The organism is Luteibacter pinisoli (assembly GCF_006385595.1).
Taxonomy (GTDB): domain Bacteria; phylum Pseudomonadota; class Gammaproteobacteria; order Xanthomonadales; family Rhodanobacteraceae; genus Luteibacter; species Luteibacter pinisoli.
In genome coordinates, this window is record NZ_CP041046.1 from 3,913,593 (window position 1) to 3,937,159 (window position 23,567).

The 23,567-nt window shown below is 60.7% G+C and carries 18 protein-coding genes; 9 read left to right on the forward strand and 9 right to left on the reverse strand.

The window, feature by feature from the left end:
• The first annotated feature begins 201 nt into the window (after nt 1–201).
• The 5 genes from FIV34_RS17755 to FIV34_RS17780 all read left to right on the forward strand — a co-directional run bounded on the left by FIV34_RS17755 (nt 202) and on the right by FIV34_RS17780 (nt 8,812).
• Nucleotides 202–1,047 carry an HNH endonuclease gene (locus FIV34_RS17755; protein WP_246058840.1) on the forward strand — a complete coding sequence of 282 codons (846 nt, stop codon included), beginning with the start codon at nt 202–204 and terminating at the stop codon, nt 1,045–1,047.
• Between the two features lie 830 nt (nt 1,048–1,877).
• Nucleotides 1,878–4,850 carry a type I restriction endonuclease subunit R gene (locus FIV34_RS17765; protein ID WP_139984853.1) on the forward strand — a complete coding sequence of 991 codons (2,973 nt, stop codon included), beginning with the start codon at nt 1,878–1,880 and terminating at the stop codon, nt 4,848–4,850.
• On the forward strand, nt 4,840–6,123 hold the full coding sequence (locus tag FIV34_RS17770) for a restriction endonuclease subunit S (protein ID WP_139984854.1): 1,284 nt from the start codon (nt 4,840–4,842) through the stop codon (nt 6,121–6,123). The genes FIV34_RS17765 and FIV34_RS17770 overlap by 11 nt, the downstream gene beginning before the upstream one ends.
• Before the next feature lie 122 nt (nt 6,124–6,245).
• Nucleotides 6,246–7,208, forward strand: a complete 963-nt coding sequence (locus FIV34_RS17775) for an AAA family ATPase (protein WP_211352656.1) — start codon at nt 6,246–6,248, stop codon at nt 7,206–7,208.
• Entirely contained in the window at nt 7,205–8,812 is a 1,608-nt protein-coding gene (locus FIV34_RS17780) for a type I restriction-modification system subunit M (protein WP_139984856.1), read from the forward strand. Before FIV34_RS17775 ends, FIV34_RS17780 begins: the two co-directional genes overlap by 4 nt.
• Before the next feature lie 361 nt (nt 8,813–9,173).
• On the opposite strand, the gene FIV34_RS17785 is transcribed toward FIV34_RS17780, so the two are convergent.
• The 3 genes from FIV34_RS17785 to FIV34_RS17795 all read right to left on the reverse strand — a co-directional run bounded on the left by FIV34_RS17785 (nt 9,174) and on the right by FIV34_RS17795 (nt 13,230).
• The gene (locus FIV34_RS17785; RefSeq protein ID WP_139984857.1) at nt 9,174–9,923 is read right to left on the reverse strand and encodes a TSCPD domain-containing protein; all 750 of its coding nucleotides are present in this window, start codon (nt 9,921–9,923) and stop codon (nt 9,174–9,176) included.
• Between the two features lie 66 nt (nt 9,924–9,989).
• Complete coding sequence (locus tag FIV34_RS21150) at nt 9,990–11,063, reverse strand: hypothetical protein (protein ID WP_246058667.1); 1,074 nt, start codon at nt 11,061–11,063, stop codon at nt 9,990–9,992.
• A gap of 22 nt (nt 11,064–11,085) precedes the next feature.
• Complete coding sequence (locus tag FIV34_RS17795; protein WP_139984858.1) at nt 11,086–13,230, reverse strand: adenosylcobalamin-dependent ribonucleoside-diphosphate reductase; 2,145 nt, start codon at nt 13,228–13,230, stop codon at nt 11,086–11,088.
• Between the two features lie 366 nt (nt 13,231–13,596).
• Between FIV34_RS17795 and FIV34_RS17800 the strand changes: the two genes are divergently transcribed.
• From FIV34_RS17800 to FIV34_RS17815, 4 genes are all read left to right on the forward strand, one after another.
• Nucleotides 13,597–14,964, forward strand: coding sequence for a Do family serine endopeptidase (locus tag FIV34_RS17800; RefSeq protein ID WP_139984859.1), 1,368 nt, complete (start codon nt 13,597–13,599; stop codon nt 14,962–14,964).
• Between the two features lie 164 nt (nt 14,965–15,128).
• Nucleotides 15,129–16,637, forward strand: a complete 1,509-nt coding sequence (locus FIV34_RS17805; RefSeq protein ID WP_139984860.1) for a substrate-binding domain-containing protein — start codon at nt 15,129–15,131, stop codon at nt 16,635–16,637.
• Nucleotides 16,638–16,655: 18 nt separating this feature from the next.
• The gene (locus tag FIV34_RS17810) at nt 16,656–17,357 is read left to right on the forward strand and encodes an HAD family hydrolase (protein ID WP_139986065.1); all 702 of its coding nucleotides are present in this window, start codon (nt 16,656–16,658) and stop codon (nt 17,355–17,357) included.
• A gap of 65 nt (nt 17,358–17,422) precedes the next feature.
• Nucleotides 17,423–18,799, forward strand: coding sequence for a leucyl aminopeptidase family protein (locus FIV34_RS17815; protein ID WP_139984861.1), 1,377 nt, complete (start codon nt 17,423–17,425; stop codon nt 18,797–18,799).
• On the opposite strand, the gene FIV34_RS17820 is transcribed toward FIV34_RS17815, so the two are convergent.
• From FIV34_RS17820 to trpE, 6 genes are all read right to left on the reverse strand, one after another.
• Entirely contained in the window at nt 18,790–19,116 is a 327-nt protein-coding gene (locus FIV34_RS17820) for a hypothetical protein (RefSeq protein ID WP_139984862.1), read from the reverse strand. The two genes, FIV34_RS17815 and FIV34_RS17820, sit on opposite strands and share 10 nt — an antisense overlap.
• A 231-nt stretch (nt 19,117–19,347) precedes the next feature.
• Nucleotides 19,348–19,752 (reverse strand): DUF4019 domain-containing protein, encoded by a 405-nt coding sequence (locus FIV34_RS17825; protein ID WP_170207652.1) that lies wholly within the window; start codon nt 19,750–19,752, stop codon nt 19,348–19,350.
• A 170-nt stretch (nt 19,753–19,922) separates the two neighbouring features.
• The gene (locus tag FIV34_RS17830) at nt 19,923–20,591 is read right to left on the reverse strand and encodes a hypothetical protein (protein ID WP_139984864.1); all 669 of its coding nucleotides are present in this window, start codon (nt 20,589–20,591) and stop codon (nt 19,923–19,925) included.
• Nucleotides 20,588–21,304 (reverse strand): SIMPL domain-containing protein, encoded by a 717-nt coding sequence (locus FIV34_RS17835; RefSeq protein WP_139984865.1) that lies wholly within the window; start codon nt 21,302–21,304, stop codon nt 20,588–20,590. The genes FIV34_RS17830 and FIV34_RS17835 overlap by 4 nt, the downstream gene beginning before the upstream one ends.
• A gap of 3 nt (nt 21,305–21,307) precedes the next feature.
• On the reverse strand, nt 21,308–22,036 hold the full coding sequence (locus FIV34_RS17840) for an SIMPL domain-containing protein (RefSeq protein WP_170207653.1): 729 nt from the start codon (nt 22,034–22,036) through the stop codon (nt 21,308–21,310).
• A gap of 41 nt (nt 22,037–22,077) precedes the next feature.
• Nucleotides 22,078–23,553 (reverse strand): anthranilate synthase component I, encoded by a 1,476-nt coding sequence (gene trpE / locus FIV34_RS17845; RefSeq protein ID WP_139984867.1) that lies wholly within the window; start codon nt 23,551–23,553, stop codon nt 22,078–22,080.
• Between the last annotated feature and the right edge of the window lie 14 nt (nt 23,554–23,567).

Here is a 23,567-nt window from a genome sequence, read left to right on the forward strand (position 1 = left end):
GAATCGACGAAATCTTCCTGGCTAAACTTCGCAGTGCATCCTCACGAAACAGACAGACCGGACTGCAAGCCTATTCTTCAGCCGCGATTCCGAATATTCTCAACTGAATAGAAACTATTTTCGGCCTAGTTGGGGACGGCTGACATGGCGTATTGGTGGGTTAATCACGGCCAATCTTGGAAGCATGAGACCGCCTTGAACATGCTTTGGTCGCCGAAGACGCGAAGTAACCACGGAAAGCATCAGCCATACATCAACATGACCCGGGCGACGCCGGGTGATGTCGTCTTTTCGTTCGCCGATACCTGTATTTCCTTCGTTGGCGTCGTAGATCAGGCGGCGTCGAGTTACATCAAGCCGTCATATGCCAAAGACGCGAACTGGGCTGACGACGGATGGCTTCTACCGGTGACGTTCTCGCGCATCCGTCAAGCATTCAGGCCAAGAGAGCACATGGACTTGATTCGCGACGACTTGCCCAAGCAAGGCCCGTCTCCGCTCCAGGCGAATGGTGACGGCACGATGAATTATCTAAGTGAGATATCGAGCTCACTCGCGTTCAAACTGCTTCGTCTCGGCAGTACAGCGGAGCCGTCGCGACCAAGTGTGCTCGAGGCCGCAGGACTCGCTGATGACGAAGCGGAACTAGCGAAAGATGCATCCATTCCCGAGACTGAGCGAATACAGATCCTGCGCTCTCGCGTGGGTCAGGGCGTCTTTCGTTCGAGAGTCGCGTCAATTGATCCTATCTGCCGCGTCACGAACGTCGCCGACCCGAAGTTGCTTCGAGCGAGCCACATAAAGCCGTGGAGGGATGCGACTAACTACGAGCGCCTCGACGGATTCAACGGCCTTATGCTGGCGCCCCACATCGACCATTTATTCGATAAGCACCTAATATCGTTTAGCCGCGAGGGAATGCTTCTAGTTTCTAAGCGGCTCTCGAAGGATGTTCGGTCGAAATGGAATCTTTACCTTGCAACTGCTCCCCGCCAACTTTCAGAACAGCAAGAGCATTACATGAGTGAACACCGCCGCAAAATCTAAGCCGATTCCACGCCAGCTATCAGTGGAGAGGCACGTGCAAAGTCGAGTTCCCCGGGAATAGTCAGGCCTCGAACGCGTCAGCCTGATTTCCGAGGAACGGTGGCCTGATTACATCCAGAACGTGCTCTGCCACGATAGATTCTCGGCTTGATGAAGCGATCCTCGATGCAAATCACCTATTGCCCCTGTCGAGTCGAGGCCCAGCGAAGACCCGACTGCAAGACGCCGCCCTTCTCTGCGTCAAATGCCACAAGATAATCCATCGTCTCTCAGCAGTGTCGGGAAAGTGGGCGAACGTCTACGACGTACAGACCTCTATCAAATGCGCGCAAGCGTCTTCGGCTAACGGCATACTCCTCCGTAATGCCAGCTACTTAGCGCGCACCCAACGCTTCGTAGCCCGCGCTGGCAATCAAGATCACTAATGCGCATTGCGAAGGCAAAGTCCCGACATGCCTTGCTCCAGCAGGCTAAAGAATTACCCCAAAGGCTGCCTCCAGGTGAGGTAGAATGCAGTACATTTGCAGTACATCAGGGGCCGCCATGGCACGATATAAAGATGAGACGCTTTCGATTAGGACATCTGCGCACATTAAGGCCCTCCTACGCATGGCCGCGGAGCGCGAACGACGCTCAGTTGCGTCAATGGTGGAGGCCTTAGTTGTGGCGTACGCCCAATTTCACCGACTGGAACCGGGCAAGACGAGCGACGACGCTGGAGCCGATGCGAGTTAATCGCCGACGCCGGACTTCGGACAGCGTACACGCCACCCCAACCGGATCGAAGTGCACCCGCACAAGAACCAGTAAGTTCTCTTCAGGATCGCGTCATGACAGTAGTGGAAAGCCATATCGAACACGAACTCATCGAGAGGCTGGTCGATCTTAAGTACACGCACCGCCCCGACATCAGAGATCGACTGGGCCTGGAAAAAAACTTTCGCGAAAAATTCGAAGATCTCAATCGCGTTCGCCTGACGGACGGTGAGTTTCAACGATTGCTTGACAGCATCACGACGCCTGACGTCTTCGCGGCCGCTCAGTCGTTGCGAAATATCAACGCGTTCGAGCGAGACGACGGAACGCCGCTCAATTACACCTTGGTCAACATTCGAGATTGGTGCAAGAACATTTTCGAAGTGATTAGCCAACTAAGAGTCAACACGGATCACAGTCATCACCGATACGACCTAATCATTCTGATCAACGGTGTTCCCGTTGCACAAATCGAGCTCAAGAATCTGAAGGTCAGCCCCCGCCGCGCAATGCAGCAAATCATCGATTACAAGAATGACGCTGGTAATGGCTATTCGCGGACGCTACTTTGCTTCGTTCAACTCTACATCGTTAGCAACAGAACTCACACTTGGTACTTCGCGAATAACAACGAGCGTCACTTCGAATTTAATGCTGATGAACGCTTCCTTCCGGCATATGAATTCGCACGGGAGGATAACTCCAAGGTCACCCGTCTTGATCACTTCGCCGAGACCTTTCTGGCGAAATGCGCACTTGGTGAATTGATAAGTCGGTATATGGTTCTCGTAGCGAGCGAGCAGAAGCTCCTTATCATGCGCCCGTACCAAATGTACGCGGTTAAGGCGATCCTGGACTGCATCAAACAAAGGTGCGGAAATGGCTACGTGTGGCACACCACTGGAAGTGGCAAGACGCTTACATCGTTTCGTGCATCGACATTACTGAAGGATGATCCGACTGTCGCGAAGTGCCTGTTCGTAGTAGATCGCAAGGATCTCGATCGCCAAACCCGCGAGGAATTCAATCGCTTCCAAGAAGGGTGCGTTGAAGAGAATACCAACACGGAAGCGTTGGTTCGCCGGCTGCTATCGGAAGACTATGCCGACAAGGTCATCGTGACAACGATACAAAAGCTCAGCCTTGCGCTGAGCGGCACGAGCAAGAAGAAATACGGTGAGCGGCTTTCGCGTATGAAGAAGAGCCGCATGGTGTTCATCTTCGACGAATGTCACCGCTCGCAGTTCGGCGAGAATCATAAATCGATCAAAGAATTCTTCACAAACGCTCAACTATTCGGATTTACCGGAACACCGATTTTTGAACAGAACGCATCAAGTCAGCAGATTTCAGGTCAGGAGGCTTCACTTCGGACTACCAAGGACCTGTTCCATCGCTGCCTTCATCAGTACACAATCACGCACGCAATTGAAGACAGAAATGTCTTGAAGTTTCACGTTGATTACTTCAAGCCTGCGGGGACAACCGTTCCTGCGGGTAGCGGAGGCGTGCCAAAGAAAAAGATAGTTGACGCGATAATTGAGAAGCACGATTCGGCCACGAACGCTCGGCGCTTCAACGCTATCCTCGCGACATCAAGCATAAATGATGCAATCGCTTACTATGAGCTCTTTAAGGAAGTTCAATCGCGGAGGGAAGAGAGCGCCGAAATTCCCCGGAAGCTGAACATTGCATGTGTATTCTCGCCGCCCGCAGAAGGCAATCGAGATGTACTGCAGATCCAAGAGGATCTTCCTCAGGAGCGGGAAGACAATAGCCAGGAGCCGGAGCTAAAAAAGGCAGCACTGAACGCGATCCTTAACGATTACAACGAGGCATACGGCACCGCCCATAGTCTTGGAGAGTTCGATTCATATCTGCAAGACGTACAGAAGCGAATCAAGGATCAGCAGTTCCTTGGCTCCGGCTTCAGTCACGCTGACAACATCGACATAACTATCGTCGTAGACATGCTTCTGACTGGTTTCGATTCCAAGTATCTGAACACCCTCTACGTGGACAAGAAGCTAAGACATCACGGCCTGATACAGGCTTTCTCACGCACAAATCGCGTCCTGAATGACAGCAAGCCCTATGGGAATATTCTTGACTTTCGGCAACAAGAGTCGGCCGTCGAAGATGCCATTACCTTGTTTTCCGGAGAGAAGAACGACAGTGCCCGCGAGATATGGCTTGTTGAATCTGCGCCCGCGGTTATTGCAGCCTTCGAGGAAGCCGTCGGGCACCTGGCCATCTTCATGGAGTCGCAGGGCCTCAGATGCGTTCCCGACGATGTCGCGAACCTCCACGGGGACACCGCGCGCAGCCAGTTCATTAGCGTTTTCAAAGAGGTGCAGCGCCTAGCCACTCGACTCGAGCAATATACTGACCTGACGTCCGAGCAGAAATCGCAGATCCAAGATATAGCGAATTCAGAACGACTCCATGAATTCCGAAGTGCATATATCGAGACCGCACACCGTCTCGGTGAAGCGCGTTCACATCGTGAATCACAGGGCGATGAGGAATTACAGTCGCTTGACTTTGAACTGGTACTGTTTGCTTCGAGCATCATAGATTACGACTACATTATGAGCCTTATATCGCGCATGACCCTGCAAGCGCCGGGAAAGCTCACGCTCGATCGACATCAGCTGATCAGCCTAATCCAATCAGACGCTAAGTTCATCGATGAGCGGAATGAAATCGCCGAATATATTCGGTCACTCCCGGTCGGCCGAGCTCTTGGTGAGAGTGAAATTCGCGCTGACTATCAGCGATTCAAGGACCGAAAGAAGGATGAAGCAATAGAGGATCTTGCGATCAAGCACCAGCTCGAGCCAGGACGAGTTCACACCTTCGTCGAAGAAATACTTCGTCGCCACATCTTTGACGGAGAGGCCCTCAGCGACCTCATGGTTCCACTCGGACTCGCCTGGAAGGCCCGCATTCAGAAGGAGCTTGCCTTTATGCATGACCTGACGCCGCTACTTGAGCGCCTTTCGCCAGGTCACGACATCTCTGGCTTGGACGTTTATGAGCACTAAGAAGCGCAGCTCTATGACCAATCTACAGCGCGAAGCTGAAGCGATTGCCCCACGACTTCGCTTCCCCGAATTCAGATCCCGAAAGGCCTGGGACCTCCCCAGTCTGGCAGAAATCTCGTCACCCGTTGAACGTCGCGTGGGAACAGCGGCGCTCACGCCTGTAAGCATTTCCGCGGGCGTCGGATTTGTGGCGCAAGCCGAGAAGTTTGGGCGCGACATCTCCGGCAATCAGTACCGACTGTACACCCGAATCGGACGAGGGGACTTCGTGTACAACAAGGGCAACTCACTGAAGTTCCCGCAAGGATGTATATACGAATGGCGAGGGAACGATGAGGCAGCCGCCCCTAATGTTTTTATTTGCTTCCGGTTCAAACAAGGCAATGAGAACGCGTTCTTCCGCCATTCCTTCGAACTCAATGTGCATGGCCACCAGCTCAAACCTCAGATCACAAGTGGCGCCCGGAGCAATGGCCTTCTAAATATAACGAAGGGCACTTTCTTCGGCGTTCGTATGCCCCGACCCGAGCCAGATGAGCAGCGAAAGATTGCCTCTTTTTTAGACAGTGCGGACTCACTCATCTCATCCGCCACACGGAAACTCTCGGCACTCGAGTCTCACAAGGTGGGCTTGATCAGTCTGCTATTCCCGTCCGATGACTCACAACCTCCAACCATACGATTCCCGGAATTCGCGCGCACGCGTCGGTGGAGAGTAAGGCAGGCAGGAACCCTCTTCCACAACAGGTCCGAGCGCGGCAACAGCGATCTTCCAATTTACTCGGTAACCGTCAATGACGGAATGGTGCCGCGAGCGTCTCTCGAGCGTCGAGTTGACGACGCTTCCGACCCGGGAGTGAACAAAAAGGTCAATGCCGGCGATATCGCTTATAACATGATGCGCATGTGGCAGGGCGCCCTCGGGGTAGCGCCTGAGGAATGCATGGTCAGTCCGGCTTACGTTGTACTTACACCGCAAGCGGACGTCCTGTCCCAGTACTATTACTACTACTTCAAAATGCCGCGGAGCCTTCGTCTCTTGGCATCTCACTCTCGAGGCTTGACCTCCGATAGACTGCGGCTCTATTTTCAGGACTTTTCACGCATATCCTTGCCCCACCCTGCAATGCCGGAGCAGGAAAAGATTGCTCGATGCCTACTCTCTCTCGATGAGCTGATATCGACGCAATCAAGGATGATCGATGCCCTCAAGCGATATAAAACGGGTCTGATGCAGAAAGTTTTATGCGAGCACGTCGAGGATGCGGAGTGAGCATCTATAGGTACGGTTCAATCAGACGACTTGTTCAGCGAATCCGCGACGACTTGAATGGCGGCGCTCAGAATTTCGTTCTCCTTTACGCATTCAATGGAACAGGGAAGACGCGACTTTCGATGGAATTCAAGGATGCCGGGAAGCGTAAGAACAGGGGCCGCCCCGATACGCTTTACTTCAACGCGTTCACCGAGGACCTTTTTTCCTGGGACAATGACCTAGCTAATGACAGCCAACGAGTGTTGCGCTTAAATTCCGCATCACGATTTTTTGCTGGCATCAGAGAGTTGGCTCTCGAAGAAAACATTCAAGCATACCTCGGCCGCTACACTGACTTCGACTTCAACGTTGATTACGAGCGATGGCTCATAACATTCAGCAAGGCAGAAAGCGACCACATCAAGGTTTCTCGCGGCGAGGAAAATATCTTCATATGGTGCTTGTTCATGGCTATATGCGAACGCGTTATTGACGGGCACCCGTCATATGGATGGGTCAAGTATCTTTACATCGACGACCCAATTTCGTCGCTCGACGACAACAACGCAATCGCGGTTGCAAGCGACCTTGCTCGGCTATTACGCAAAGGAGTAAATAGCCTTAAGGTCGTGATCTCATCGCATCATGCCCTGTTTTTTAACGTCGTCTGCAACGAACTGAAGCGTGAGGTGCATAAGCGCTACTTTCTTCATCGCACGCGCCCAAATGGACAGTACACGCTTAGAGCAACGAACGACACGCCATTCTTCCATCACGTTGCGATGCTTAGTGAGATCCAACATGCCGCAGAGTCAGGTGACTTTTACACGTATCACTTCAATATGCTCCGTAGCATTCTCGAAAAAACCGCGACCTTCTTTGGGCACGATGATTTTTCTGCGTGCATTCACGGTGTAGAAGACGAAATCCTCTATGCTCGCGCCTTAAATCTACTAAGCCATGGGCAGTATGCGATATATGAGCCGCGCGAGATGGTCGAAGACACCAAAGCACTCTTTCGTCAAATTTTAGATTCGTTTCAAGCACGCTATCAATTCGCCCTACCTAACCTCGCGACGGCGCAAAACGGAAATACGGCATGACCGACCTCGAAAAGCAGAAACTCGGAAGAACACTCTGGTCTATAGCAGATCAGCTTCGTGGGGCGATGAATGCCGATGACTTCCGCGACTATATGCTCGCCTTCCTATTTCTTCGCTACTTGTCGGATAACTATGAGGCCGCGGCGAAGAAAGAACTTGGGCCCGATTACCCTAGCATCGGAGGCGAAGATCGGCAGGCCGCCCTAGCGGCTTGGTATGCCTCAAATTCATCCGATACCTTGGAATTCGAGAAGCAGATGCGCCGAAAGGTGCACTACGTAATACGGCCCGACTACCTCTGGTCGCACATCGCAGAGCTGGCTCGCACTCAGGACCCCGAGCTCCTCCGCACACTCCAGAGCGGGCTTAACTACATCGAGAATGAATCGTTCGCGAGTACGTTTCGCGGACTATTTTCAGAAATTAATCTTGCATCCGAGAAACTTGGCAAAGGGTACTCAGACCGAAATGCTCGACTGTGCAAGATCATCAGCGAGATTGCTAAGGGGCTAACGCAGTTCTCTACCGATACCGATACCCTTGGGGACGCGTACGAATACCTGATCGGTCAGTTCGCGGCGGGGAGTGGAAAGAAGGCCGGAGAATTCTATACACCGCAACCAATCTCAACGATCCTGTCTGCGATAGTCACGCTTGACAGTCAAGATCCTGCAACCGGGTTGCGCTCGCACCTCGATAGCGTGATGGATTTCGCCTGCGGGTCCGGATCTCTGCTTTTGAACGTGCGCCATCGCATGGGATCGCATGGTATCGGAAAAATATACGGACAAGAAAAAAATATAACGACGTACAATCTTGCGCGAATGAATATGCTTTTGCACGGCGTGAAAGACTCGGAGTTCGAGATCTTTCACGGGGACACCCTTTTGAACGATTGGGATGCACTGCGCGAGACAAATCCAGCAAAGATGCCGCGTTTCGACGCAGTAGTGGCCAACCCTCCCTTTAGCTATAGATGGGATCCTTCGGAGTCGCTTGCTGACGATGTGCGATTCAAGAATTACGGCGTTGCGCCGAAGTCTGCCGCGGATTTCGCCTTCTTATTGCATGGATTTCATTTTCTAAAGCAGGATGGCGTGATGGCGATCATCCTCCCTCACGGCGTCTTATTCCGTGGTGGTGCTGAGGCGCGCATTCGAAGCAAGCTATTAAGCGATGGTCACATCGACACTGTGATCACTCTACCAAGCAATCTTTTCTTTTCGACTGGCATACCGGTCTGCATCCTGGTGCTCAAGAAGTGCAAGAAGCCGGATGATATTCTTTTCATCAATGCTTCTGAGCAGTTCGACAAGGGGAAAAAGCAGAACCGAATTCTTTCAGAACACATTGAGAAAATTGTAGACGCGTATCAGCATCGCCGCGAAGAGCCACGCTTCTCGCGCCGAGTAACCATGGATGAGATCGAAAGAAACGACTTCAACCTCAACATCTCGCGATACGTGAGTACGTCTGAAATTGAGGAAGAGGTGGATTTAGATCTTGTCCACCGCGAGTTGATGTCACTCGCCGGGACGATAGCCACCGCTACCGAGGCGCACAACCAGTTCCTCAAAGAGCTTGGCCTTCCCGCGATACCCTGACGATTACCGAATCGGCCCAGCATTAGCAGCCACTCGTTCTCGACGCCGTGGTAGTTCAGGCGTCGCGCCGACCTGAAGCTGAGCGCGCGCGTGGAATCTCGTCTCGTGGACGCCCGTGGACGCCCCCGAGTTGGCGAAGATCGCATTTTGCGAAGAAGGACAGCCGCCGGCTGCCCTTCTTCGCAGGTGGCTACCGACGTCCAAAATGCTTGCAAGGAGTCGGAAGGCAACTCGACCGTTTCCAGATGCGTGGAACACAGCATCTTTCAGCGATTGGACGCGCCACAGCACACTCATCGTCACTGATCGTGCGTTTGAGCGAGTATCCCCCGCTGCGCCTCCTATCTTGCCGCCGCGTGCATCACCCGCACTTCGAATACCCACAATTCAAGCAAGTCTGACACCCATCCATCAGCACCAGCGCCTGGGTATTGCACTTGGCGCAAAGGGTCGCACCGGCCGGGAAGCCCGACGCATTGGTATGCGAATCGACCACGGCCTCGGCAACAGCCGCCGTCACCGGCGCAGCCTTGGGAGCTGCCGCCTTCTCATAGGCGGCGCGCTTCTCAGCGATCAGCCGCTTGGTGGCTTCGTCCATTTCCGGGTCGTGGATCAGGCCGATCGACTTCATGTGCTGTTCGATCACGCCGCCGATCTCGGCCACGATGCTGGGCATGTAGACGCCGCCGGCCTTGAAGTAGCCGCCACGCGGGTCGAAGACAGCCTTCAGCTCTTCAACAATAAACGTCACATCGCCACCCTTGCGGAAGACGGCGGACAGGATTCGGGTGAGCGCCACGATCCACTGGAAGTGGTCCATGTTCTTCGAGTTGATGAAGAGCTCGAAGGGGCGGCGCTGCTCATGCTGCGTGCCGGCGTTCAGCACGATGTCGTTGATGGTGACGTACAGCGCATGCTCGAAGAGCGGCGACTTGATCTTGTACGTGTTGCCCACCAGGGTTTCCGGACGCTCGAGGCTCTCGTGCATCTGGATGACTTCGGCGACGGGTGCGACCTCTTTCACCGGCGCGGGTGCGGCGGCTGCGGTGGTCTTGTCCTCGGGCTTAACTACCTGGTAGCCCTTGATCTTCTTTTCGATCTTGATCGCCATTGTCTTTGTCTCTTGGTACAGGTGGATATCCGGCCCGGCGCGTACGCCGGGCCGGATAATTACTACTTACTTACGACGGCCACGGGCGGCGGTCTTACGCGCCGGCGTACGGCCGGTCTTGCTGGCAGTGGACCTCTTGGCCGCCTTGGCGACCTTTTTCGGAGCAGCGGCCTTTCGGACCGTCTTCTTCGGAGCGGTACGGCTGGTGACCTTGCGGGCTACCTTGCCGACTGCCTTCTTGACCGCCTTGCGGGCGGTGGAAGCCTTCTTGGCGACGCGGGTGACGGCCTTCTTGATGGCCTTCTTCGCGGCGCCCTTCTTTACGGTGGCCTGGCGGACCAGCTTCTTGATGACCTTCTTGGGCGTGGCTGCCTTGCGGGCCGGTGCCTTCTTCTTGGCGACGGCCTTCTTCGGTGCTGCCTTCTTGACCGCTGCCTTTTTCGGCGCAGCCTTCTTGGCGGCCACCTTCTTGGTCGCGGCCTTCTTCACCGCAGCCTTCTTGGCCGGCGCCTTCTTGGCGGCAGCCTTCTTCACCGCGGCCTTCTTGGCCGGTGCCTTCTTCGCGGCAGCCTTCTTCACCGCAGCCTTCTTGACGGCCTTCTTCGCGGTGGCCTTCTTGGCAGCGGCCTTCTTCACCGCCGCCTTCTTGGCCGGGGCTTTCTTGGCAGCAGCCTTCTTGGCCGGCGCAGCCTTCTTGGCGGCCGCCTTCTTCTTCGGCGCCGCCTTGGCCTTCTTCACCGGGGCGGCGACGACGGCGGCTTCCGCCTGGTCAGCCTGGTGCGCGGCGATCTCGTCGCCAGCGATGTCGGCCTGGCTGGTGAGCGGCTTCGCGGCCTTCGGCTTTGCAGCCTGGGGCTTGCGGACGGCCTTGGGCTTCTCGGCGACGGGCTCGTCGTCAAAGTCCGGCTCGCTGGAGGCGACCACGTCGGTGGCTTCGGTGGTCGGGGCCGGGGTCGGCTCGATCACTTTCTTGGCCACCGGCTTCTTCTTGACGACCTTCTTGGCGACGACCGGCGGGTGGCCGGGGGTCGCGGATTCGGTTTCGGACACCGGGACTTCGTGCGTCTCGGTGGTCTCGGTGGTGTCGCTTACATCGTTCGCAGGCAGTTCTGCCTCGTCGATCTGGTTTTCATTCGTCATACTTTTTTCCCTCTCCGCGGGGTCAGAACTTGCCGTAGTAACCTTCTTTCAGGGCGTCGAAGAGGTTGGCGGCGGTGTGCAATTCACCGTCGTATTCCACTTCGTCGTTACCCTTCAGTTCGACAACGCTACCGTCTTCCAATTCGAAGCGGTAGAGGGTGTTCTCAAGATCGGTTTCTTTGACAAGGACGCCCTGGAACGCGGCGGGGTTGAAACGGAAGGTGGTGCAGCCCTTCAGACCCTGCTTATAAGCGTAGGTGTAGATGTCCTTGAAGTCCTCGTACGGGTAATCCGTGGGGACGTTCGCGGTCTTCGAAATGGAGCTGTCGATCCACTTCTGGGAGGCCGCCTGGATATCGACGTGCTCCTTCGGGCTGATGTCGTCGGCCGACACGAAGTAATCCGGCAGGCGGAACTTCGGGTCTTCCGAGAACGGCAGGGCATCGCCATTGATCAGGGCGCGGTAGGCCAGCAGCTCGTAGCTGTAGACCTCGACCTTTTCCTTGGACTTCTTGCCTTCGCGGATGACGTTGCGCGAGTAATGGTGCGCAAAGCTGGGCTCAATGCCGTTGGAGGCGTTGTTGGCCAGGCTCAGGGAGATGGTGCCGGTCGGGGCGATGGACGAGTGGTGGGTGAAGCGGGCACCGGTCTCGGCCAGGGCGTCGACCAGCTCCGGGGCCACCGTCGCCACGCGCTGCATGTAGCGCGAGTACTTGGCGTGCAACACCGAACCCTTGATCTTGGCACCGACCTTCCAGCCGTCCTTCACCATCTCCGGGCGCTTGCGCAGCATGTCGCCGGTGACGTCGAAGGTCTGCGCCAGCACCGGGGCCGGGCCCTTTTCCTTCGCCAGTTCCAGGGCGACTTCCCAGCCGGCCACCGCCATCTCGCGGCTGACTTCCTCGGTGAAGCCCACGGCGTCGTTGGAGCCGTAGCGCATCTTCAGCATGGTCAGGGTGGAGCCCAGGCCGAGGAAGCCCATGCCGTGGCGGCGCTTGGACAGGATCTCGTGCTGCTGCTGCGGCAGCGGCAGGCCGTTGATTTCCACCACGTTGTCGAGCATGCGGGTGAACACGCGGACGACCTCGCGGTATTCCTCCCAGTCGAAACGAGCCTTGGGGCCGAACGGGTCGCGCACGAACACGGTGAGGTTCACCGAGCCCAGCAGGCAGGAGCCGTACGGCGGCAGCGGCTGCTCGCCGCAGGGGTTGGTGGCGCGGATGTGCTCGCACCACCAGTTGTTGTTCATCTCGTTGACGCGGTCGATCAGGATGAAGCCCGGCTCGGCGTAGTCATACGTCGAGACCATGATCATGTCCCACAGATGACGGGCACGGATGTGGCCGTAGATCTTGCAGGCCACCAGGCCGTCGTCGCGGGTGACGTAGTTCTGGCTGGTCGGCCATTCGCGCCAGACCACCTTGGCCGGGTCGGTCAGGTCGATCTCGCCCTGTTCCTTGATATGCACCGGGAACACGGTCGGCCAGTCCTGGTCGTGCTCCACCGCTTCCATGAAGCCGTCGGTGATCAGCAGCGAGAGGTTGAACTGGCGCAGGCGGCCATCTTCGCGCTTGGCGCGGATGAATTCCTTGGCGTCCGGGTGGCTGATATCAAACGTGCCCATCTGCGCACCGCGGCGGCCGCCGGCGGAGGAGACGGTGAAGCACATCTTGTCGTAGATATCCATGAACGACAGCGGGCCCGAGGTATGGGCGCCGGCACCGCTCACGTACGCGCCGCGCGGGCGCAGCGTGCTGAATTCGTAGCCGATACCGCAGCCGGCCTTCAGGGTGAGGCCTGCTTCGTGCACCTTCTCCAGGATGTCGTCCATGGAGTCGTGGATGGTGCCCGAGACGGTGCAGTTGATCGTCGAGGTGGCCGGCTTGTGGGCCAGCGCGCCAGCATTCGACGTAATGCGGCCGGCGGGAATGGCGCCGCGGCGCAGGGCCCACAGGAAACGCTCAAACCAGTGGGCGCGCAGCTCGTCGGTGGCTTCCACATCCGAGAGCGCACGGGCGACACGCTGGTAGGTTTCGTCCACCGAGCCATCGACGGGCTCACCCGACTTGGCCTTCAGGCGGTACTTCTTGTCCCAGATGTCGTAGGAAGCGGGCTGAAGCGGAATGGCCGATTCAAGGCCGAGGGCCTGCGCGCGTGCGGTGCTCATGTATGTGTCGTCCTCAAGTACTCGGCCTGTGTTGGCCGTTCTTATTGGTAGCGTCGGCGCAACCACGTCGATTCCATCCCCCCGGACAAAATCGACCATCCCTTTTCCTTCGGCATCCGCCGGCAAAATGCCTTTGCGGACGCTGGTTTGAAGCTTGAACCTGAGTCTCCGCAGCACCAGCACTTGGTAACTATCGAACGAAGGAACACAAGATGTTGTGGTTGCGGCCGGTGTGAACCTTACGCCCGGAGGTGCTCGATGTAAAGTGTCGGATACACCTGTCTCACGGTTTGAAACCCATCCGGAAATGCGTGGTCGAAAGGCGCAAACCTCGTGCCCAGGACACACCAGCCAAGGAGCTTTTCAATGCCCGCAAGGATTTACCGGCGTACCACTTTTTCGGCCCTCGGGGCCGCCCTGGCCATGGCCCTGGCGACGCCCGCTTTCGCGGGTATCCCGCCGGCCGTGGATGGCCAGCCCGTGCCGTCACTGGCACCGATGCTGGCGAAGGTGACGCCCGCCGTCGTGAATATCTCCACGAAGACGCGTATCCGCACCCGCAATGCCTATGCGGATGATCCGTTGTTTGCACAGTTGTTTGGCCAGGGCGTGCCGCGCGAACGCGTGGAGCAGAGCCTGGGGTCGGGGGTGGTCGTGGATGCGGCCAAGGGGTATGTCCTGACCAACAACCATGTCGTGGGGGGCGCGGACGATATCACGGTGACCCTCCAGGATGGGCGCGATCTGAAGGCCAAGTTGATCGGCACGGATCCCGACACCGACGTGGCCGTCCTGCAGATCCCCGCCGAGGGCCTGCAGGCCCTGCCCGTGGCGGATTCGGCGCAACTGCGCGTGGGCGATTTCGTCGTGGCCGTGGGCGACCCGTTCGGGCTGGGCCAGACGGCCACCTCGGGCATGGTCTCGGCCGTGAACCGCACCGGCCTGGGCAAGGGCATCCAGAACTTCATCCAGACCGATGCCTCGATCAATCCCGGCAACTCCGGCGGCGCACTGGTGAACCTGCGCGGCGAACTGGTCGGCATCAACTCGATGATCTTCACCCCCTCGGGCGGCAACGTCGGCATTGGCTTCGCCATCCCGACGGACCTGGCCACCGGGGTGATGAAGCAGCTGCTCGCTTACGGCAAGGTCCGCCGCGGCAACCTCGGCGTGGAGGTGCAGGACATCACCCCGCGCATCGCCAAGGCCCTCGGGCTGAAGGACACCAATGGCGCGGTGGTCACCAGCGTCACCACCGGCTCCCCGGCCGACGGTGCTGGCCTGCAGACCGGCGACGTGCTCACCGCGATTGATGGCAAGCCGGTGCGCTCGGCACAGGACCTGCGCAACACCGAAGGCCTGCTGCCGCTGGGCTCGAAGGTGAAGCTGGGCGTGCAGCGCGAGGGCGCCACGCGGGAGGTGCTGGCGTCGATCGAAGCGTCGAAGCTGGCGACCGTGGATGGCGCGAAGGTGGACGCGCGCCTGGCCGGCGTGGTGCTCACTGACCTGACGGCCGACCAGAAGGCCAGCGGGCTGTATGGCGTGGCGCTATCTAATGTGCAGCGCAGTTCCGCCGCGTACAACGCCGGCCTGCGCGATGGCGATGTGCTCGCCGCGATCGGCCAGCGCCGAGTGCCTGGGGTCAAAGGCCTGCCGACCACGGGCACGTTGGGTGGCCGCCAGCTGCTCCTGACCATCGTCCGCGACGACGCCGTCTATTACGCGGTGTTATGACGACACGTCTGACGGGCGCGTGAGATTGATCTCATCAGACAGGCTTTGTTCTGTTTGGCCCCGGCAGGATGCGGCGATGACGTAAATGGTGCGCGCCCGGCGCGTATAGCCCACAATGGCGGCCCAAATAAGCCACCCCGTATTGTCCGGAGTTCTTGCCGTCCATGTCTCTTCGTCTTGCGCGCCTGTTTACCGCCACGCTGATCGGCCTTAGCGCCTCCGCCACCGTTCTTGCTGCCGCGGGGCCGCAACTGGTCTGGCGTGGCGACGTCACCACCGCGCGCGGCGTGGTCACCGATGTCGCCAAGGCCTGGGAAAAGGCCGGCAAGGGCCATTTCGAACTGCAGCCGTTCAATACGGCCTCGGGTATCGACGCCGTGGTGAAGGGCACCGCCGACCTGGCCGGCTCGGCCCGCGCGGGCAACGGTGCCGCCGAGCAGTCGCTGACCTTCACGCCGGTGGCGTGGGACGCGCTGGTCATGGTCACCTACCCGTCCAACCCGGTATCGAACATCACGCTCATGCAGCTGCATGAGATCTACATGGGCCACATCACCAACTGGAAGGACCTCGGCGGCGACGACGCCCCGATCAACCTCTATGCGGTGGCCAGCCCGGGCGACGGCGTCGAGTTCAGCCTGCGCAAGCTGCTGTTCGGCCGCGGCAACCAGCCGGTGGCCGCCCCGCGCCTGTACGTGAACCAGACCAAGCTTGAAGAAGGCGTCACCCTGGATCGTCGCGGCCTCGGCGCCACGACCCTCGCCGGCGCGGGCAACAACCCGAAGCTGAAGGTGCTCTCCATTGATGGCGTGAAGCCGTCGATGTCCACGGTGGCCAATGGCAGCTACGCGCTGTACACCGAGCTGTACCTGGTGAGCAACGACACCAGCCCGAAGGCCGCTGACGTGAAGGAATTCCTCGCGTTCGTGACCTCGTCCGCCGGCAGCTCGCTGCTGCGTGCGCACGGCCTGGTGCCGTACGCCGATGGCACCGCCCTCGCCTCCGGCGATGCGGCCCGTCGCGCGAAGATCGCTTCCACCGTCGGCACCCGCGGCAACGTGGGCCAGGCGATGACCACGCCGACCGTCGCCGCCGCTGCCGCACCGGCCGCTGCTGCCGAAGCCGCGAAGGAAGCCGCCGTGGCCAAGAGCCCGGCTGGCAAGAGCAAGAAAGAGCTCGCCAAGGAAGCCGCTGCCGCGAAGGCCGCCGCCAACCTTGCCGCGGCCGACGCCTCGCCGTTTGGCCACGTCGTGGCCAGCGTCACCACCTCGGCCCACCAGGGCTTCAAGGGTGTGCGCGCGGAAGCCTTCACCTCGCTGGATAACGCGAAGGTCGGCGGCAAGTTCGCCAAGGTCACCGGCGATGCCGTGACCGTCGCGGGCAAGAACACGGCCAAGCCGGCCGTGGACGCCACCGAGAAGTCGAACACCGTGGCCACCCCCAAGGTGACCGAAGCGAAGCCGGTGAAGGCCGAGCCGAAGGCCGTGGCCAAGGCCGCCGAGAAGAAGCCGACCGCCGTGGCGTCGGGCAAGACCTACAAGGTGTCGCCGGGCGACACGCTGTATTCGATTGCCAAGAAGAACAACGTCGACGTGAACCAGCTGCGCGCCGTCAATGGCATCAAGGACAATAATGTCCATGTGGGGCAGGTGCTTAAGGTGTCTGCCCGCTAATTTGGCGGGAACCGCATGATGCGTCCGATTCGTGCGGTCACGCTGGATCTCGATGACACGCTGTGGCCGGTCCTGCCGGCCCTGATCGAAGCGGAGCATTGCGTGGATCGGTGGCTGAAACAGCACCATCCCGAGGTAGCGAGCGCGTGGCCCATCGAGGCCATGCGCGAGCTACGCGAGAAAGTGGCGCGTGAGCACACGCACCTCGCGCATGATTTCTCCGAGCAACGCCGCATTACCATCCGCCAGGCCTTTGCGGCCTGCGGTATCGACGATGCGCCGGTGGATGCCTTGTGGGGCATCTACTTCGCGGCGCGCAATAACGTCGAACTCTATCCCGACGCCCTGCCCGGCCTTCTGCGCATTGCGAAAAAACTGCCGGTGGTCAGCATTTCCAACGGTAATGCGGACCTGGCCGTGATTGGCCTGGATCATCTGTTCCACACGCGGATTAATGCGAGTGGTGCAGGCGTGGCCAAACCGGATGCGCGGATTTTCCTCGCCGCGGCCGAGGCCCTGGGTCTCCCTCCGGGCGAGATTCTTCACGTTGGTGATGATCCGCTACTGGATGTCGTCGGTGCTCGCGATGCCGGTTTGAGAACTGTCTGGCTCAATCGCACGGGCGAGACGTGGTCCCATGGCCCGGCTCCTGACCTCGAATTCGCCGATATGACGGCTTTGGCCGATTGGGTTGACGCTTCCGCTGCGCCGGTTGGCTAGAATATGGATGCAATACCATTTAGTCATTGACGCGGCCATCAGTGCCGTGAGGCACGGGAGGCCTGATGTCGCCATTGATCGACCGGAAGTCCGGAAAGCGCTCCGTCACCACTATCGAGCTCGTGGATGCGGCCTCGTTGCCCACCATGGAGCAGAAGCTGGGTGCCACGCACCGGCAGTGGCTCACGTCGCTTGGCTTCCGTCCGACCATGGGCGCTGTCGCCGTCCTGCCGAACAATGCGGGTGGCATCTCCCGCGTCATCGTCGGCGTGGACCGCAAGGATCCGCTCGCCGCGCTGGGTAGCCTGCCGCAGCGCCTGCCGGACGGCATCTACCAGCTGAGCGAAGACTCGATCATCGAAGACCGCGAGCTGCTGGCCCTGGGCTGGGCGCTGGGCGCGTATCGCTTCGAGCGTTATCGCAAGGCCACCCGCCCCGTCGCGCAGCTGCTGGTCGAGCCTTCCACGCTGCGCGCCGTGCTGCCGCTGATGGAAGCGGTGTTCGAAGTGCGCGACCTCGTCAACACGCCGACCGAGGACATGGGCCCGGCGGAGCTTTCCGCGGCGATCCACGCGCACGCGACCGAGCACAAGGCGAAGGTCACGGAGTGGGTTGGCGACGAACTGCTCGAAAACAATTTCCCGACGATCCACGCCGTGGGTCGCGCCAGCCATCGTCCGCCGCGCCTGATCGAGCTGACCTGGGGCAAGAATTCCAACCCGAAGCTGGTGATCGTCGGCAAGGGCGTGTGCTTCGACACCGGCGGCCTGGACATCAAGCCGTCCGACGGCATGCGCTGGATGAAGAAGGACATGGGCGGTGCCGCCCACGCCATCGCCCTCGCCGGCATGGTGATGAAGGCGCGCCTGCCGGTGCGCCTCACCCTGCTCGTGCCCGCGGTGGAAAACGCGATCGCCGGTAATGCCATGCGCCCGGGCGATGTCATCCGCACGCGTGCGGGCCATACGGTGGAGGTGGACAACACCGACGCCGAAGGCCGCCTGGTGCTGTGCGATGCGCTGGCCTACGGCGTGGAGCAGTCGCCGGACCTGATCGTGGATTTCGCCACGCTCACCGGTGCGGCGCGCGTGGCCCTCGGCCCCGAGCTGCCGGCGCTGTTCACCAACCGCGACCAGCTGGCCGATGAAGTGATCGGTGCGGCGGAAGCCGTGCACGACCCGATGTGGCGCCTGCCGCTGTGGCGTCCGTACCGCCGCATGCTGGAATCGTACGTGGCGGACTTCGCCAATGCGGGCCCGTCACGGCATGGCGGCGCGATCACCGCGGCGCTGTACCTGGAACGCTTCGTTCCGGAAAGCCAGAACTGGATGCACCTGGATACCTACGCGTGGAACGACGGCGACCGCCCGGCGCATCCGCGCGGTGGCGAAGCGCAGGGCCTGCGCGCGTTCTTCAAGTTCCTGGCGAACCGTTATTCCTGAGGCTGCTGCGGCGCATCCGCGTCGCTGGCCGCTTCCTCGCGCTTCTTCTTCAGGTCGATGACGGCGCGCAGGTTGCGCTCCAGCTCGGCGATGGTCAGCGGAAAGTAATTTTCGGCGCGGTCACTGACGGCCCAGCTGGCGAGCCGCTTGTCGGTGGCACCGACGCCCATGGCGTTGAGTGCCTCACGCACCTCGGCGGCCTTCAGGTCGGTTGCCTGCAGGATCAGCTGCCACAGCCAGTTCATCCGCTGCGGATCCACGCCGCGAAGCATCGGCGGGCGGGTGTATTCGCGAAGAGGCGTCTCGTGGTCACTCATGGCAGGGTCCCTGTTGGCCGTCGCACGAGTATACGAGACGGAAGGCGCGCGTTGCGCGGGCACGCCCTTGGCCGCGAGGGCCTTGCCGGACAGCGCCTTGGTCAGCGGTGTCTTCCGCCGCGGTACCGCCGGTGGCTTTCGCGAGGTGAATACCCCTTCCTGCAAGTCCCACCAGAGACTCGCGTCGCTTGATATCTGGATGCGCATGACTCCCCCTGCTGCTGCCTTGCGCTATGGGACGAAATTGATCTCACGCTGGACGGGGCGGATCACGTAGCCCACGGGCAACCACCCATCGGCGCCGGGCGCCAGCGACACGGTTTCGAACAGCACCGCCCTGGCGTAATGCGCGAGGAAGATCACGTTGAGGTAATCGCCGGGCGGCAAGCCGACCGGATCCCGCACGCGGGCCATCTCGAACCACTCGCGGCCCACGAGCACGCCACGATCGACCCGGATCTTGCGCAGGTACCGCACCCACTCGGCGCGCGGCACCATCCGCTGCATCATCATCCCGGCCTCGAGCCACATGGCGTCGGGGCGGCGGGCGTCGGACAGCTGCACCCAGTGCTGGGCACTGGCGAGGGCCTTGTCGAGGGACTTGGGCTGCGGGCCGATCCGCGGGGCGTTGGCCACGGTGAGCATCGCACCCAGGGGATGCGTCGCAGGCCGTCCTGCCGGAGCCTTTCGAACGGGTACCGTCGCTGACATGGGCTGCCTCCCCTGATACGTCGGGTTACAGCTTGGTCCGGCCCCGGGGGATGCGGCAATTCGGCTAGAAGGGGTAACCGGTTCGGCACATGGGCCTAGCGCTGCCCGAACGCCAGGACATCCGCCGTGTAGGTCTCGACGACCAGGCTGAAGGGCTGGTTGGCCTCGTTGTAGAGCACGGCCCGGTGGCGGAGCACCTCGTGGGGGATGGCCAGGGGGCCCTTCCCGGCCGCTGGCAGGGCCGCGTCCATTTCCCAGCCCTTGGGCAGGGGCGACCACAGGAGCTCGGCGCTGATCGTCTGGCGGCGGAAATGCAGGGCCTGGACCACCTTGCCGAACGGCTGGTCGGTGCTGTCGAGGATCTGGTTCATTTCCGGCGTGAGGCGCGCGGGGACGTACCAATTATCCGCCTCGGAGAGGACCAGCGCCCCGCAGGCCAGCTGCACCCGGCGATAGCGCACCGGCTCGTCGGCGCCGATCCCGAGGGTGGCGCGGGCGTCGTCGGGCAACGGCTTGTCGTCACCCTTCACCCGATGCGCCACGATCTTCGCGTCCGGCGCCAGCCCGTGATCACCGCACCAGCGCTCCAGCGTCAGCGTGGCGCTGGGATGGCTGAGCAGGTCGGCGTTGAGGGTTTCCAGCAGCGCCAGCGCCTGCGTGCGCGAGGGCACGTCGTTGGTGAACGGCGTGCGTGCCTGTGCCGGCGTATTCACCGTGACGAGGATCGCCAGCGAGCTGGCGGCGAGGATGCTGCGGGTGTTCATCGTTTAGCCGGTTCGAGCAGGAAGATGGCGTAGATCGTGCGTTGCATTTTAAGGCCGCCGGTCTCCAGGCTGATGGGCGTGGCTTCCTTCTTGTTAGCCATCACCACGATGCCGTCCATGTCGCTATAGCCACCCATGGCTTCGGCACGATCAGAGACCGAGAACACCTGGCCGAGCTTCGTATCGTACGCGCGTGCGATGCGCTCGGCGTTGCGCTGGGAATCATGCATAGCCTCCTCGCGCAGCTCGGTGTCGATGGCTTCCGCGTCACTGCGGGTCATCTTCGTGCCGCTGATCTGCAGTTCGTTGCCGGCGGCATCCAGCCCATCGATGAAGGCGCGCAGGTCTTCCATGCGGGTAAAGGTGGCTGACGCCGTCCGCCTGACCTCGGTGCCGTCCACGACGCTGTCCTCGCCACGCGTCCGCTCGTGCGGCGAGATCGAGATCGTCGACGCGTCGATCGATTCCGGCAGGGCGTGGTTCGCACGGAACGCGGCAACCACCGCGGTCATGTGCTCTTCCACGCGGGTGCGGGCACGCGCCGGCTTGGCGTCGATGGCTTCGATGTCGATGTCGATATGAAACCGGTCCGGCTGCACGATGCGCTCGGCATGGCCGGACACGGCGATGTGCGGGGCCGTCTGGGCAGGCGCGAGCGCCGGGGCGGCGGCAAGGATGGCCGCGATGGTCAGGATACGAAGACGCGTCGTCATGGTTTAGAGGCTCGCCGGCTGGATGAGGTACAGCGCGTAGATGTCTTCGCTGACGGTGAATGACCCGGCCTGGAGCCGGGTGACGTTCGCCGGCGGCGCCGGGGCCGCTACGGACATGAACATCCTGTCGTAACCACCCAGGGTGCGGTCCACACCCGCGAGCGGCTGGGCCGAGACGGTGTACAGCGGGCCGACGCGTACGCCGTAACTCGCTGCCAGCTCGGTGGCGTTCGCTTTGGAATCCTCGACGGCTGCGCGGCGCAGCTCACGCTTGATCGCCGGCAGGTCGTCGCGTGTGGTCGAGGTGCCGGTGATCTGCAGCACCTCGTCGGCCGGGATGGCATCGACAAAGCCGCGCAGGTCCTCGATGGAGGTGAAGACGGCATCGGCCGAACGGGTAACGCGCGTCCCGGACGAGCGGGACTGGCCGTCCACGAAGCGGACGTCCTGCGTGATTTCCATGCTGGTCGCATGCACCGTGGCTGGCAGGGCATGGTGGGCGCGGAAGGCGTCGAGCACCTGCGCCATGCGCGCTTCGACGTTCTTCCGCGCCACCGCCGGCGACTTGTCCGCCGTGCTCACCCGCAGTTCGACCTTGAACCGGTTAGGGTCCACCTCCTTCTCCGCGTGGCCCATGACCACGATGTTCGGGAGGTTGGGCATCGCGCTCTGCGCGATGGCGGCCATCGGCAGGAGCGCGGTGCTGAGTACCAGGACAAGACGAAGCTTCACGTGCGATCTCCTTACCGTCGGATGAAGTTCTGTTGCGGGAGTTACAGGCCCTTCGCGGCCTGGGCGACCGCGCGGAATAGCGCGCGCCCCTTGTTCATGGTCTCTTCCCATTCGGCCGCCGGGTCGGAGTCATACACGACGCCACCGCCGGCCTGCACGTGCAGGCGCCCGTCCTGGATCACGGCGGTGCGGATGGCGATGGCCGTGTCGGCGTCGCCCCACCAGCCGAGCCAGCCGATGGCGCCAGCGTAGATGTTGCGCTTGAAGGGTTCGAGCTCCTGGATGATTTCCAGGGCGCGGATCTTCGGTGCACCGCTGACGGTGCCGGCGGGGAACGTGGCCTTGATCACGTCCATGTAGGACATGCCGTCCTTCAGCTCGCCTTCCACCTGGGAGACGATGTGCATGACGTGCGAGTAATGCTCGACGACGAACGATTCGGTGAGCTCGACCGTGCCGGTCTGGCTGACGCGGCCCACGTCGTTACGGCCCAGGTCGATCAGCATCAGGTGCTCGGCGCGTTCCTTCGGATCGGCGAGCAGCTCGGTTTCCAGTGCAATGTCTTCGGCTTCGTCCTTGCCACGGCGACGCGTGCCGGCGATGGGACGCAGCACCACGCGGCCGTTCTTCAGGCGCACGAGGATCTCCGGCGAGGAGCCGACGATCTGGGTGGGGCCCATGTCGATGAAGAACATGTACGGCGAGGGGTTCATCGCGCGTAGGGCGCGGTAGACGTCCACCGGCCGCGCGTTGAAGCCGACGCTGAGGCGCTGCGACGGCACCACCTGGAAGATGTCGCCGGCGCGGATGTATTCCTGCGCGGTGCGGACCATCGTTTCGTATTCCTCGCGGGTGAACGAGGATTTGAAATCCGATTCGTCCAGCGCCGCCGGCTGCAGCAGCTGCGGGTAGCTGACGCCCCCCTGGCGCAGGCGGAAGGTGAGCGCATCCAGGCGGCGCATCGCTTCGGCGTAGGCCTGCGGCCGCGACGGGTCGGCGTGGACGATGAGGTACAGGCGGCCCTTGAGGTTGTCGAACACCGCCAGCTCGTCGGCGAGCATGAGCAGGACGTCTGGGGTGCCGAGCTCGTCGGCCTTGTCCCACTGGGCCAGGCGCTCTTCGATGTAGCCGATGGTCTCGAAACCGAAGTAGCCGACCAGGCCACCGGTGAAGTCCGGCAGGCCCGGTAGCTTCGGCACCTCGTACTGCTTGCGCAGCACCTCGATCTCGGCCAGCGGGTCGGCCAGGTGGCGGGTTTCCACCACCTCGCCGTTTTCTTCCACTTCCAGCTCATGGCCGCGCAGGCGGTACACCCGGCGCGCCGGCAGGCCGATCATGGAATGGCGCCCCCACGTGGCCCCACCCTCCACCGACTCAAACAGGAAGGTATACGGGCCATCGGCCAGCTTCAGGTACACCGAAAGCGGCGTATCCAGGTCGGAAAACACCTCACGCACCAGCGGGATACGGGTGTAGCCCTCAGCGGCGTAGGCGTCGAATTGTTCGCGGGAGATCATGGGGTGTGGGGCTG